Annotated in this window: 13 protein-coding genes; 7 read left to right on the top strand and 6 right to left on the bottom strand. The window is 73.0% G+C overall.

Annotated features, from left to right (window positions below; all coding sequences use genetic code 11):
• On the bottom strand, positions 1 to 923 hold a 923-nt coding region (locus tag ACIBCT_RS10765), incomplete at its 3' end, for a cellulose binding domain-containing protein (protein ID WP_399187177.1).
• 82 nt (positions 924 to 1005) lie between these two features.
• Entirely contained in the window at positions 1006 to 2844 is a 1839-nt protein-coding gene (locus ACIBCT_RS10770) for a cellulose binding domain-containing protein (RefSeq protein WP_399187178.1), read from the bottom strand.
• Positions 2845 to 3606: 762 nt separating this feature from the next.
• Here ACIBCT_RS10770 and leuE point away from each other — a divergent pair.
• Complete coding sequence (leuE, locus tag ACIBCT_RS10775; RefSeq protein WP_399187179.1) at positions 3607 to 4314, top strand: leucine efflux protein LeuE; 708 nt, start codon at positions 3607 to 3609, stop codon at positions 4312 to 4314.
• Here the strand turns inward: leuE and ACIBCT_RS10780 are convergent.
• A complete protein-coding gene (locus tag ACIBCT_RS10780) occupies positions 4271 to 4660 on the bottom strand; it encodes a luciferase family protein (protein WP_399187180.1) in 390 nt (129 codons plus the stop codon). The genes leuE and ACIBCT_RS10780 overlap by 44 nt on opposite strands.
• Before the next feature lie 302 nt (positions 4661 to 4962).
• Here ACIBCT_RS10780 and ACIBCT_RS10785 point away from each other — a divergent pair, with 302 nt between their 5' ends.
• The 3 genes from ACIBCT_RS10785 to ACIBCT_RS10795 all read left to right on the top strand — a co-directional run bounded on the left by ACIBCT_RS10785 (position 4963) and on the right by ACIBCT_RS10795 (position 6966).
• Complete coding sequence (locus tag ACIBCT_RS10785) at positions 4963 to 5607, top strand: VC0807 family protein (protein ID WP_399187181.1); 645 nt, start codon at positions 4963 to 4965, stop codon at positions 5605 to 5607.
• 76 nt (positions 5608 to 5683) lie between these two features.
• On the top strand, positions 5684 to 6160 hold the full coding sequence (locus ACIBCT_RS10790) for a TspO/MBR family protein (protein WP_399187182.1): 477 nt from the start codon (positions 5684 to 5686) through the stop codon (positions 6158 to 6160).
• A 176-nt stretch (positions 6161 to 6336) separates the two neighbouring features.
• The gene (locus tag ACIBCT_RS10795; RefSeq protein WP_399187183.1) at positions 6337 to 6966 is read left to right on the top strand and encodes a DedA family protein; all 630 of its coding nucleotides are present in this window, start codon (positions 6337 to 6339) and stop codon (positions 6964 to 6966) included.
• Positions 6967 to 6984: 18 nt separating this feature from the next.
• Here ACIBCT_RS10795 and ACIBCT_RS10800 read toward each other — a convergent pair whose 3' ends face one another.
• Positions 6985 to 7404, bottom strand: coding sequence for a lipocalin-like domain-containing protein (locus tag ACIBCT_RS10800; protein WP_399187184.1), 420 nt, complete (start codon positions 7402 to 7404; stop codon positions 6985 to 6987).
• A gap of 210 nt (positions 7405 to 7614) precedes the next feature.
• Between ACIBCT_RS10800 and ACIBCT_RS10805 the strand changes: the two genes are divergently transcribed.
• From ACIBCT_RS10805 to ACIBCT_RS10815, 3 genes are all read left to right on the top strand, one after another.
• Positions 7615 to 8445 (top strand): DMT family transporter, encoded by an 831-nt coding sequence (locus ACIBCT_RS10805; RefSeq protein WP_399187185.1) that lies wholly within the window; start codon positions 7615 to 7617, stop codon positions 8443 to 8445.
• 11 nt (positions 8446 to 8456) lie between these two features.
• The gene (locus ACIBCT_RS10810) at positions 8457 to 9668 is read left to right on the top strand and encodes a glycosyltransferase (RefSeq protein WP_399187186.1); all 1212 of its coding nucleotides are present in this window, start codon (positions 8457 to 8459) and stop codon (positions 9666 to 9668) included.
• 184 nt (positions 9669 to 9852) lie between these two features.
• Positions 9853 to 10785, top strand: a complete 933-nt coding sequence (locus ACIBCT_RS10815) for an acyl-ACP desaturase (protein WP_399187187.1) — start codon at positions 9853 to 9855, stop codon at positions 10783 to 10785.
• A gap of 21 nt (positions 10786 to 10806) precedes the next feature.
• On the opposite strand, the gene ACIBCT_RS10820 is transcribed toward ACIBCT_RS10815, so the two are convergent.
• On the bottom strand, positions 10807 to 12024 hold the full coding sequence (locus ACIBCT_RS10820; protein WP_399187188.1) for an MFS transporter: 1218 nt from the start codon (positions 12022 to 12024) through the stop codon (positions 10807 to 10809).
• Between the two features lie 165 nt (positions 12025 to 12189).
• Positions 12190 to 13488 (bottom strand): MFS transporter, encoded by a 1299-nt coding sequence (locus tag ACIBCT_RS10825; protein ID WP_399187189.1) that lies wholly within the window; start codon positions 13486 to 13488, stop codon positions 12190 to 12192.
• Positions 13489 to 13510: the final 22 nt, after the last annotated feature.

Consider the following 13510-nt stretch of genomic DNA (forward strand, 5'->3'; position numbering starts at 1 on the left):
GACCAGCCGCCGAAGGAGATCTGCACGCTGCCGCCCGCGGCCTTGATCTGACTGATCGCCTGCGCGTCGGCGCCGCCGGTCAGCGGCCGGTTACCGTCCCAGGCCGGGGTACAGCCACCGCTGGAGAGGATGAACGCCATCGTGAACGACTTCACCCCGGTCGCGCTCATGACGGTGGCGGGGTTGGGCGGGTTGCCCCAGCCCATGTAGAGGTAGGGCGCCCCGGGCATCTTGCCGACCGGGTCGGGGTCGGTGCAGCCGGTGGTGGTGGCGCTCACCGGGGCGCTGGCGGCCGACTCGCCCTGGGCGTTGTACGCCTTGACGGTGTAGGTGTGCGCGGTGCAGGTGCCCAGCGAGCCGATGGTGGCGCTCGTCCCGCTGACCTGTGCGCGCTGGGTGCCGCCCTCGTAGACGCGGTAGCCGGTGACGGTGCCGCTGGAGGCGCCCCAGGACAGGGAGATCGAGGAGTTGGTGGTGCCGGTCACCGACGGGGTGCCGGGCGTGCCCGGGGTGCCGGGGCCGCTGCCGCCGCCGCAGGACGCGCCGTTGAGCGTGCAGTTGGACGGGGTGGCGCTGCCGGGGGTGCCGTTGAATCCGAAGCTGGCGGTGGCGCCGGGGGCGAGGGTGCCGTTCCAGCCGACGTTGGTGAAGGTGAAGCGCTGGCCGTTGCGGCTCAGCGTCGCGTCCCAGGAGGAGCCGACGGTGGCGCCCGCGGGCAGGTCGAAGGCGACCGACCAGCCGTTGATGGTGGTGGTGCCGCCGTTGGTGATCGTGTACTTGCCCTCGAAGCCGCTGCCCCAGTTGGAGACCTTGGTGAAGACGGCGGTGGGGGACGCGGCGAAGGCCGGGGTCGCGACCGTTGACAGGCCTGCGGACATGCCGATCGCGGCGAGGACCGCGACCAGCGTTCGACGTAGTCTCATGGCTCTTCCTCGTTCGGGGAGGTGGGGGGTGCCGGGGTGGGCCGGGCCGGGGTCAGGGGGGCCGGCCCGGCCCGGTGGAGGATCAGGGCAGGGTCGCGAGGTGCGGCTTGACGGTCCGCGAGAAGTTCCAGCCGTTGCTGGCGTCCCAGTTGATGGACCAGGTCATCGCGCCGCGGATCCCGGGGTAGGCGCGCGGCGGCACGAAGCTGCCACAGCCGGTACGGGTGGCCAGGCAGGTGAGGGCCTGGTTCACCAGCGTCGGGGAGACGATCCCGCCGCCCGCCGCGCCGGGCCCGGCGGGCAGGCCGAGCGCCACCTGGTCGGGGCGCAGGCCGTTCTCCAGCTGGATGCAGGCCAGCGCGGTCATGAAGTTGACCGTGCCCTGCGAGTAGGCGGCCATCTGGTCGCAGCCCAGCATGGAACCGGAGTTGTAGAACTGGGTGTGGACGACGGTGAGGATGTCCTTGATGCTCAGGGCCAGCTTGAAGTACTCGGCGCCGGTGGACTGCATGTCGATGGTCTGCGGCGCCATGGTGATGATCAGGTCGGCACCGGCCTTGGCGCGCAGCTGCCGCAGGGCCTGGCCCATGTAGGTGGCGTTGAGCCCGTTCTCCAGGTCGATGTCGACGCCGTCGAAGTCGTACTTCTGCATCAGGGCGTACACGGTGTCGGCGAAGAGGGTCGCGGCGGCGGCGCTCGCCACCTGGACGCGGCCGGCCTCGCCGCCGACCGAGAGGATGACCTTCTTGCCGCGCGCGTGCAGGGCCTGCACGTCGGCCCTGAACTGGGCGTCGGTGTAGCCGCCCAGCGAGGCCGACAGGCCCGGGTCCACGCCGAAGACGACCTCGCCCGGCGTGGCGGTGGCCTCGCCGAAGGAGACGGCGATCAGGTCGTACTCGTCGGGCACGGCCGAGAGGCGCAGCTCGACGGCCGGGTTGTCGAAGTTGTGCCAGTAGCCGGTCAGGAAGTGCTTGGGCAGCGGGCCACCACCGGTGCAACCGGTCGTGGTGGCGGTCACGGGGTCGCTCTTGGGCCCCTCACCCGCGGAGTTGTAGGCCGCGACCGCGTAGGTGTGCGCCTCGCACGAGCCCAGCCCCGACACCGTCGCGCTCGTCCCCGACACCGTCGCCCGGACCGACGAACCCTCGTACACCCGGTACCCCGTCACCGAACCCGACGACGCACCCCACGACAACGCCACACTGCTCGCCGACGCCGTCGCCGACACGGCACCCGGCTTGCCGGGGGCACCGCCGGTGCAGCCGGTCGTGGTGACCGTGACCGGGTCGCTCTTGGGCCCCTCACCCGCGGAGTTGTAGGCCGCGACCGCGTAGGTGTGCGCCTCGCACGAGCCCAGCCCCGACACCGTCGCGCTCGTCCCCGACACCGTCGCCCGGACCGACGAACCCTCGTACACCCGGTACCCCGTCACCGAACCCGACGACGCACCCCACGACAACGCCACACTGCTCGCCGACGCCGTCGCCGACACCGCACCCGGCTTGCCCGGGACGGTGGGGCCGCTGCCGCCGCCGCAGGGCGCGCCGTTGAGGGTGCAGCCTGCCGGGGTGGCGCCTCCGGGGCTCGCGATGAAGCCGAAGCTCACGCTCGCGCCGGGGGCCAGGGTGCCGTTCCAGCCGAGGTTGGTGAAGGTGAAGCGCTGCCCGCTGCGGCTCGACGTCGCGTCCCAGGAGGAGCTGACGCTTCCCCCCGCCGGGAGGTCGAAGGCGACCGACCAGCCGTTGATCGTGGTGGCGGTGCCGTTGGTGATCGTGTACTTGCCCTCGAACGCCGAACCCCACTCGGAGGTCTTGACGAAGACGGCGGTGGCCGAGGCGGCCTGGGCGGGTGGCGCGACCACCATCGCCAGGACGAGGGCCGCCAGGGCGACGAGGGAACGAGCGATGACGCGTGGTTTCACGGTGGACCTCATGTGTTCGGTGGGGGTGACCGTACGGCCGCGCCACGCGGGGGGTGCGCGAGGGCGGACGTGGACGCGAGCCGTACGGCGAGGTGGGCACGGTCCCGTACGGGGATCGTGCCGTGGATCGGCGAGGGATCAGGAAGAGCGGCGGAGGGCGTCGGGGGGTGACGGGGAGGCCGGGCTCACCGGGCCGGCGTCACCGGTGTCGTCCGGGGTGGCGTGCCCGCTCGCGGGACGGGGCTCACGGCGGCCGGGGCTGTCACGGCGGCCGGAGCGGTGGTCCGGGGAACTGTCACGGCGGCCGGAGCGGTTGCCCGGGGGGCGGGTACGGTGGCCCGCGAGGCGGCCGGGGCCGCGGGGCCCGTCGCGGCCGGCCCGCGGAAAGGGCTTGCAGCCGATGTCAGGACGAGTAAGGAAAAGGTGCGCCGCATGATCGCTCCCATGGACGGGAAACCTGGGGGGTGAGGCGTCCGGACGGTCGGACCTTCGGTGGTGACGGCTGCCGTCACCGGGTTTTCGCAGCTCGCAGCGGGGGCGGAGGGGGCGGACGGGCCATCGGTTCTCCCGTTCTTCGCTTCTTTTAGGAAAGTTTCCTAAGAGTTGCCGTGATCGTAGCCTTGACACGGATTCGCCACAAGGCCCAAAAGTCGGATACGCGAATTATGGGCGGCGGTAAGGACCTTCGTACCGGTACGGTGGTGTCCCTCCTGCAGTGCCCTCGCCTGCAGCGTCCCCGCGCAACGCCCATGGAGCGGCACCATGTTCTTCGGCATCGTCGACATCTGGACCTACGTGGTCGGCGCCTTCTTCATCGTCATGCTGCCCGGCCCGAACTCGCTGTACGTGCTCGGCCTCGCCGCCCAGCACGGGGTGCGGCAGGGGTACCGGGGAGCCATGGGGGTCTTCCTCGGCGACGCGGTCCTGATGGTGCTCGCGGCGGCCGGGGCGGCCTCGCTGCTGACGTCGACGCCGATCCTGTTCGCCGTCGTCAAGTACGCCGGGGCGGCCTACCTGGTCTGGATCGGGTTCCAGATGCTCCGGTCGGCCTGGCGCTCGTGGCGCTCCCCCGCGGCTCCCGGCTCCGCGAGCTCCGCGAGCTCCGCGGGCTCCGCGGGCTCCGCGGGCTCGTCCGGGGCCGCCGGAGCGGCGGGAACGGCCCCCGTCCGGAACCCCTTCCGCAGGGCCCTGGTGATCAGCCTGATGAACCCCAAGGCGATCCTGTTCTTCATCTCGTTCTTCATCCAGTTCGTGGACCCCGGCTACGCCACCCCGGCGCTGTCCTTCCTGATCCTGGGCGCGATCTGCCAGGCGTTCAGCGCCCTGTACCTGTCGGTGCTGATCTTCGGAGGGGCGTTCCTGGCGGCGCGCCTGCGGGCCCGCCGGCGGCTGTCGGCCGGGCTGCGGACGGGCGCGGGCGCGCTGTTCATCGGTTTCGGCGCGAGGCTGGCCACCGCGAGCCTCGGCTGACCGGCCCGCCCTCGCTGACCTTGATCGCGACGCTGACCAGCGAGAGGAACAGCTCGGCGTCGGCCCGGCCCTCGATGTCCATGGACACCCACCCGGCGTCGGTACCGGGGGTGATGCGGTGGCAGTCGGTGAGCACCCGGGCCCACCGGTCGATCACCGCGGTGGTCAGGAGCAGCTCGGCGGTGTTGTCCCCCGGCATCCTGACGATCTCCCGCCCGTGGGTGCGGAACCCCAGTCCCCGGCGGGTGCGTTTCAGCGCGAGGTCGGGCCAGCAGATGAGCTGGGCGGCCACGTTCGCGACGCCCTCGGTGGAATGGCCGGACGCGCGCGTGCGCAGCACTGGCATGTCTCAATCGTCGCGGACCCGACCCCACGAGGAAAGCTTTCGTTTCCCAACCGTTATCGACATAGCGATCCTCTTCATGAATCGTAATGATCTGTACGCTTCATAGATTCCTTGGGGTGGTATCAGCCGGTTTTCAGGAGGACATGGCACGGCGTCAGGTACGGTGAGGCGCCGATGAACAACGGAAACAGCCTCTGCACACGCCTGTCCGGGTGTCCGCGTGACGAGTCCGATCCGCTCGTGACGTGCCGCGACCGGCGTGAACGCCCAGTGCCCGCCGCCGCACCGTCCCGTGGAGCGCCATGAGCCACCAGCCCATCGTCCTCCCCCGTCTCGCCGCGCTGGCCAGACAGGCGGCACCGAAGATCCTGGAGGGCGTCATCGCCCCCCTCGCCGTCTTCTACGCGGCGCTCGCCGTGCTCGGCCTGAAGGGCGCCCTCATCGCGGCGGTCACCTGGGTGTACGCCGGGGTGGGCTGGCGGCTGGTCCGCCGCGTCCCGGTGCCGGGGACGATGATCCTCGCCGTCATCGCGATCACCGTCCGCGCCCTGCTCGGGTTCTGGACCGGGAGCGCGGTGATCTACTTCCTCCAGCCGGAGCTGGGCACCATCTGCATCAGCATGGTCTTCCTCGCCTCGGTACGGCTCAACCGGCCGCTGGTGCAGAAGCTGACCCTGGACTACATCCACCTGCCCGCGGCCGTGCTGAAGCACGAGCGGGTCCGCCGGTTCTTCGCCCGCATCACCCTGCTGTGGGCCTTCGTGCTGCTGACGAACTCCGCGGTGAGCATCTGGCTCCTGCTGCACCAGTCGATCGGCACCTACCTGCTGGTCCGCACCGCGGCGGTGGCCGTGATCAGCGGCCTGGCGGTGCTGTTCTCGGTCCTCGCCTTCCGCCGGGTGCTCGGCCGCCTGCACCACGACCCGGTCCCCGCCCCGTCGGCCTGACGGCCTTCCCTGACGCCTGCCCTCCGCGGGAAACCGCCGGACGGTAGAGGCGCGAACGACAGGGCAGGAGGTCCGTATGGTCATCGCAGGGCAACACCCGAAACGCTGGGCCGGGCTCCCGGTCTTCATCGTGGTCCTCGCGCTGGTGGCGGTCGTGGGATCGCTGGCGGCCGTGAACGCCGGTGGCGAGTACCTGTCGCTGGAACGGCCGGACTGGGCACCGCCGCAGTGGCTGTTCGGCCCCGCCTGGACGGTCCTGTACGTCATGATCGCCCTGTCCGGCTGGCTCGCCTGGTCGGCGGCCGGCCTGACACCGGCGCTCGGCGTGTACGCGGTCCAGCTGGTCCTCAACGCGGCCTGGACACCGCTCTTCTTCGGCGCCGGGCGGTACGGCCTGGCGTTCGCGGAGATCGTCGTCCTCTGGCTCGCGATCGTGCTCACCATCGTGCTGTTCCGGCGGATCAGCCGCCCGGCCGCCTGGCTCCTGGTGCCCTACCTGGCCTGGGTGACGTACGCGGCCGCGCTGAACTTCGCCATCTGGCAGCTCAACTGAGCCGTGCGGCCTCCGGTTCTCCGGGGCCGGGCTCCGATCTCCTGGTGATCTCAGGGATGTGATCGGGAACTTCGGGGTCCGTCCCCGATGTCCCCGGCTCGACGGGACGCCAGCGTGGTGCGCGAGAGACCTCTCTCCGCGACCACGCCCCCGCATCCCCGAGACCGGAGACCCGCATGACGCAGACCATCCTCGACCTCCTGCACGACGTGATGACGTCCCCCTGGATCTATCTGGCGCTGTTCGCCGTGGCGCTCCTGGACGGGTTCTTCCCCGTGGTCCCGGCGGAGACGGCCGTCATCACGGCCGGGGTGTTCGCCGCCGCCACCGGCGCGCCCGACCTGCCGCTGGTGATCGTGGTCGCCGCGCTGGGCGCCTTCGTGGGCGACCACGTCTCCTACCTCATCGGGCGTACCGCCAACGGCCGGTTGCGCGACGGCAGGCGCAGCCGGAAGGCGTTCGCGTGGGCGGAGAAGGCGCTCGCCGAGCGGGGCGGGCTGGTCCTGGTGGTGGCCCGCTACATCCCCGGCGGCCGGACCGCCTGCACCCTGACCATGGGCGCGGTCGCCTACCCCCGGCGCTCGTTCGCCCTGTTCGACGCGGTGGCGGCGGTGTCCTGGGCGGTCTACTCGGGGCTGATCGGCTACGTGGGCGGCGCGGCCTTCGAGAACGACCCGATCAAGGGGCTCCTGCTCGGCCTCGGCATCGCCGTGACGGTCACCGTCATCGTGGAGGTCGTCCGCCACCTGCGGCGCCGCGGCGCCGTGGCGGAGCCGGCCAGGGCCCTGGCCGGCTCCCGCGACTGACCGCCCGGCGTCCGGACGTCATGACCTCCTCCAGATCACGGTGTGCCAGGAGCCTCCCTCGGCCGCGGCCAGGACCAGCCGGTCGTCGTCGGCGTTCAGCTCGCGGACCTGCACCACACCGGCCAGGGCCGGGTCGATCGCCACCTCGATGTCGTGGGCGATCTGGCCCGCGCGGACCTCGTACCGGCCCGCGTAGGCGAGGAACGGGGTGGGCGCCCGCTCCGGCTCCCCCCGGGACGCCGCGCTCGGGCTCTGCCCGCCCTCGCCGCTCTCCACCGGTGACGGGGCGCCTTCGCCCCGCGCCACGGTCATGCTCATGTACCCGTCGGGGGTGTAGCAGAGCAGGCCCACCGCGTCCCTGCCGAAGGGATACGAGACCTTGCTCCCCGGACCGCCGATCCGCCACTCGACCAGGCGCCAGGCGCCCACGAGATTCATGCCCGCGAAACTACGATAAGAAAAGCCAGCGGGTCAACAGCCCCGACGCGAAACTCGGGGAATCCCCACGGAAGTCAGGGTGAACCCCTATGGCTCCGGCGAGTGCGGCCGGGGCACGCTTCCACTGTTCACCGCACGACCCCCACCGGACGCCTCCGCGAGGCGATCCGGCCATTTCGCCATGTCTTCATCTGTCCGTGAGGAGTGCGCATGACCGTGCTGGCGGCAGGGCTGGCGTTGCTCGGGTCCCTGTTCTTCGCCCTGGGTGCCGCCCTGCAGCAGTTCGAGGCCGCGCGCACCTCGCCGGCCGTGCTCGGACGGCTGGTCAGGCGGCCCCGCTGGCTGCTGGGCGGCCTGTCCATCGCGGCCGGCACCGCCCTGCACGTCGTGGCGCTGAAGTACGGGCCGCTCACCCTGGTACAGCCGATGGGCGTGGCCAGCCTGCTGTTCGCCCTGCCCTGCGCCGCCGCCCTGCAGCGGCGCAGGCCGGGGGCGCGCGAGCTGGCCGCCGCGGCCGTGATCGCCACCGGACTGGTCGGCCTGGTGCTGGTCGTGCCCACCCACACCGGCGAGCCCCACCTGTCCACGGCCGAGGCGGTGGTCCTGCTCGCCGGGGCCTCGGCCGCCGCCCTGGCGCTGTACGTCACGGCCCGGCACGCCTCGCGCGCGGTACGGGCCTGCCTGCTCGCGACCGGGGCGGGGGTGCTCTACGGGGCGACCGCCACGCTCACCCGCGTCCTGGTCGACGGTGAGTGGGAGCCGTGGTTCCTGCTCGCCGTCCCGATGCCCGCCCTGCTCGCGCTGGCCCTGCTCCAGCGCGCCTACGCCGTCGGCCACTTCGGCGTCGCCTTCGCCGCGCTGCAGGTGGCCGACCCCCTCACCGCCGTCGCCTTCGGCGCCCTGCTGCTCGGCGAACCGCTGCCGACCGGCCCGGTGAGCACGCTCACCGCGCTGGTCGCCGCGGCGCTCACCGCGGCCGGGACCGCCGCGCTGGCCCGCACCACCCCGATGTCCCCGTCGCACGAGGCGACGGCCCCATGAACGGAGCACCGATGGCCCTGTCAGTCGCCGCCCCCGCGCCGGCACCGTCCCTCGTCGCCACCCGGCCCCGCCGGGTCCTGATCGGGACGGACACCTACCCGCCGGACGTGAACGGCGCCGCCTACTTCACCCATCGGCTGGCCACCGGCCTGGCCGGGCGCGGCAACGAGGTGCACGTGGTGTGCGCCTCGGACGACGGCCCGTCCAGGACCGAGCAGGTGGAGGGGGTGACCGTGCACCGGCTGCGCTCGGCGCCGGTGCTCGTCCACCCGACCATGCGGATCTCGGTACCGGCCCGGCTGGACCGGCTGATCGACGAGATCGCGCCCGACGTCGTCCACGTGCAGGGACACTTCGTCGTCGGCCGCGCCGCGATCTCCGCCTCCCGGCGCGGCGGCGTCCCCGTGGTGGCGACCAACCACTTCATGCCGGACAACCTCTTCCAGTTCGCGCGCGTCCCCGAGCCCCTGCGCGAGCGGGCGGGCGCGCTGGCCTGGAAGGACTTCAACCGCGTCTTCTCCCGCGCCGACCGCGTCACCACGCCCACCCGCATCGCCGCGGGCCTGCTCGCCGGCAAGGGCTTCGGCACCCCGGTGGAGGCCGTCTCCTGCGGCATCGACCTGACGCGGTTCCGGCCGCGCGCCGAGCCGAGAACGTGGTCCCGGCGGGCCTTCGGGCTGCCCGAGCGGGACACGATCCTGTTCGTCGGCAGGCTGGATGAGGAGAAGCGGCTGGACGAGCTCATCCGCGCCCTGCCGATCGTCCTCAACACCGCCGACGCGCAGGTCGTGCTGGCCGGCACCGGCGGGCGGCGGGACGCGCTCGCCGCCCTGGCCGACCGGATCGGGGTCGGCGACCGGGTCGCCTTCCCGGGCTTCGTGCCCGACGAGGCCCTCCCGCAGCTGTACGCCGCCGCCGACGTCTTCGCCATGCCGGGCGTCGCCGAGCTGCAGAGCATCGCCACCCTGGAGGCCATGGCCAGCGGACTGCCGGTCGTCGCCGCGGACGCGATGGCCCTGCCCCACCTGGTACGGCCCGGTGAGAACGGCCGGCTCTTCCAGCCGGGTGACGTACGGGAGCTGGCCTGGCACCTGGGCGGCCTGCTCGCCTCTCCGCAGGCGCGCACCGCGATGGGCGCGGCGAGCCGGGCCATCGCGCTGACCCACGACGACCAGGCGTCCCTGGCCAGGTTCGAGGCGATATACCAGGAGGTCGCGCGCTGAGCGACCCGGTCCGTCACGGTCGCGCGCACGGCGGGCCCGCGTACGGCGGCCCGCCCTCCCGCCCACCGGGGGCGGATCCCCGCACTCCGGACCTCGGCGAATGAGACATGGAGCACGTACCCGTGCCAGGTCTACCTACGCTAACGTAGGTTACGGTCGCGTAGTCTCTGAGGGAGAAGGCCTGATGCGCACGTTCAGTGAGACCGAGCTGCTGCTCGAACTTGAGCCCGTCGTCGCGGGGGAGCTGGATCGCCACCACAGGATGGCCAAGGAGTGGTTCCCGCACGAGTACGTGCCCTGGTCGCAGGGGCGTGACTACGACGGGATCTTCGGCGGCGAGGCCTGGGCCGAGAGCGACAGCCGGATCCCCGAGGACGCGCGCATCTCCCTGATCGTGAACCTGCTGACCGAGGACAACCTCCCCAGCTACCACCACGAGATCGCCACCACGCTGGGCCGCGACGCCGCGTGGGGCACCTGGGTGCACCGCTGGACCGCCGAGGAGGGCCGTCACGCCACCGCCATCCGCGACTACCTGACGGTCACCCGCGCGGTCGACCCGGTCGCGCTGGAGCGGGCCCGGATGGTGCACATGGGCGAGGGCTTCACCAACTCCTACGAGGGCGTGCTCGCCTCGGTGGCCTACGTCTCCTTCCAGGAGCTCGCCACCCGCATCTCGCACCGCAACACCGGCATGGCCTCCCAGGACCCGGACTGCGAGCGGCTGCTCGCCCGGATCGCCGCCGACGAGAACCTGCACATGCTCTTCTACCGCAACCTGCTCGCCTCGGCCTTCGAGCTCGCCCCCGACCAGGCCATGCGCGCCGTGACCGACGTCGTCACCACGTTCCAGATGCCCGGCACCGGCATCGAGGGCTTCACCCGCAAGGCCATGATCATCGCCAACGCCGGCATCTACGACCTGCGCCTGCATCTGGACGACGTGCTCCAGCCGGTCCTGCGCCAGTGGGACGTGTTCGACCTCAAGGATCTGGGCCCCGAGGGCGAGAAGGCCCGCGAGGAGCTCGCCGAGTTCCTGGAGCGCCTGGAGGTCACCGCCTCCCGCTACGTCGAGCGCCGCGAGGCCCGCCGCGCCCGCCAGGCGGCCAACGCCTGACCGCGTCCGCGCCGCCCGGTCTCAGGCGGCGGTGACCAGCTCGCGGACCGGGCCGCGCTCCGCCTGCGGGAGAAGGCGGCGCAGGAACACCAGCACGAGCAGGGCGGCCGCACCGGTCGTGACCGGGGGCACGAGGAAGGCGACCGAGGGGCCGAAGCCGTCCACGAGCCGGCCCGCGACGGACGCGCCCGCGGCGACGCCCAGGCCGACGGCGCCGTTGAGCCAGGTGAAGGCCTCGGTCCTGACCTCGGCCGGGATGAGGCCCTCGACGAGGGTGTAGCCGGTGATGACGGCGGGGGCGATGACGAACCCCGCCACCGCGGCCCCGCCGTACAGCAGCGGGAGAGTCCCGGCCAGGGTCAGGGCGACGGTGGCGGCGGAGAGCAGCGCCAGGGTGACGGCCAGCCTGACCGGGGCGCCGGCCCTCCAGCGGACGGCGCCGTACAGGAGGCCCCCGGCCAGGCTCGCGCCGGAGAAGCTCGCGTAGACCGGTCCCGCCGCCGCGGCCTGGCCGAGGGCCGCGGTGGAGGAGGTGATGCCGACCTGGAGGCTGCCGAAGACGGTGCCGAGGGCGGCGAACGCCCCGGCGAGCACGGCCACGCCGCGCATCCGCAGCACACCGTGCCGGGAGCGGACCCTGACCGGCATCGGCTCGGGGGCGCCGCCCCGGACCCCGGCGAACGCGAGCGTCCCGGCCACGACCATGACCAGCGCCACCAGCAGCGCCCACACCGGTGAGAACCCGGTCGAGACGGCCACCAGCAGCACCGGGGCGAGGGTGAAGGTCAGCTCGTCGGTGATGGACTCCAGGGCGAAGGCCGTACCGAGCCTGCCCGACCCGCCGAGCACGTGCGCCCAGCGGGCGCGGACCATCGCGCCGATCTGCGGCATCGAGGCCCCGGCCAGCGCCGAGGCGACCACCAGCCAGACCGCCGGGGCGTGCGCCGAGGCGAGCGCCAGCAGGGCGCCCAGCGCGGCGGCGTGCACGGCGATCTGCGGGAGGAGCACCCTGGCCTGGCCGTAGCGGTCGGCGAGCCGCCCGGTACGCGGGCCGACCAGCGCGGGCGCCACGGCCGCTGCCGCGGCGGCGACACCGGCCGCGCCGTAGGAGCCGGTGGACCAGTGCACGAGCAGCAGGACGCCGAGCTGGAGCATCGCGTTCGGCAGCCGCGCGACGAACGCGGGAACGAGGAAGCGCCAGGCTCCGGGCGTGCCGAGCACGGCGAAATACGACCTCAAGGAATCTCCGTCCATCATCCAGACGGAGGCTCCGCCCGGTTCGGGGCCCGCCGGGAGGGCGGGCTTCGACCGGGGTGATACCGCTGTCGCGGCCGCCGAGCGGTCATGGCATGCGTCCGTTCCGGACGCACCAGCCGGTCAGCTTATGCCATGACGTCCTTCACGTCACATTCGGGGATCACCCGGGGGCGTGTCCCAGCGGGAACCGGTGCCGACGGCCGACCGCAGCAGGGGCCAGGCCAGGACCGCGAGCACGGCGGCCAGGACGGCCACGGCCGCCATCGCCCCCGGCAGGCCGGTCGCCTCGGCCCAGCGCCCGACGTAGACGGGCCCGGCGAGGAAACCCAGGTAGCCGACGGTCGTCACCACCGACGTCGCCCTCCCCCGCGCCGCCTCGCCCACGTGCGCCGCGACGACGCTCATCATCGTGGGGTAGAGCACCGCCGTACCGGCTGCGGCCAGGGCCAGCCCCGACAGGACCACCCAGACGGACGTCGCGACGGACACCAGCGCGGTCCCGGTGGCGGCCGTCGCGGCACCGCAGACGAGCACGGTCGCGGCGTGCCGGGAGCCGATCGCCCCGGCGGAGAACCGGGTGAGCGCGACGACGGCGGCGAAGACCGCGGGGCCCGCCGAGGCGAGCGCGGGACCGGCTCCGGCCACGTCCGACAGGTAGACCGCGCCCCAGCTCTGGTGGGCGTTCTCCGTGGCGAAGGCCAGCGCGCCCAGGGCGCCGACGACCAGCAGCGGGAACAGGCGCACCGGGTGACCGCGCCGCCCTCCGTCGCGGACGTCCCCCGCCGGGGCCGGGCCGGGCCGGGTGATCGTCGCGATGACAGGGTCGACAGGACCGGCCGAGGCGGCCGGGGTGCTCCGGGCGGCCCCCGCCGCGACCGGACCGGCCCGGAGCGTTCGCGCGTCGGCCGCGATGCCGAGCGCGGCGCCGATCGAGGCCACCGCGACCAGCAGGAACGGCACGACGACCGGCGACCCGAGGCCGGACGACAGCCCGGTGGCGAGGCTTCCGGCCACCACCATCGTGGAGAAGGTGCCGTGCGCGCGGGTGATGACCGGCCGGCCGGAGGCGCGCTCGGCCGCCCCCGCGGCCGCGTTGATCGCGACATCGGCCGCGCCCGAGACGGCGCCCAGCAGCGCCAGGCCCGCCGACAGGCTCCACACGTCGCGGCTCGCCACGGCCACCAGCGTCCCGGTCACGCCGAGCGCCACCAGCAGGAACGCCCCCACCCGGACTCCCCAGCGGTCGACCGCCCTTCCGGTGACGAGCATCGCGGGCAGCGCCCCCGCGCCGATGAAGAGCAGGGCCGTGCCCAACTGCCCGTCGGTCAGCCCGGCCTGGTCGCGGATCCCGGGCACCGAGGCGCCCCACACCCCCCAGAAGGCACCGTAGGCCGCAAATCCCGCATAAGCCGTCCGCGCCCGCACACCCGTCATCGTCTCCCGCATCTGTGTAACGATACACAAAAAG

It is taken from the genome of Streptosporangium sp. NPDC050855, assembly GCF_044456585.1.
Classification (GTDB): Bacteria; Actinomycetota; Actinomycetes; order Streptosporangiales; family Streptosporangiaceae; genus Streptosporangium; species Streptosporangium longisporum.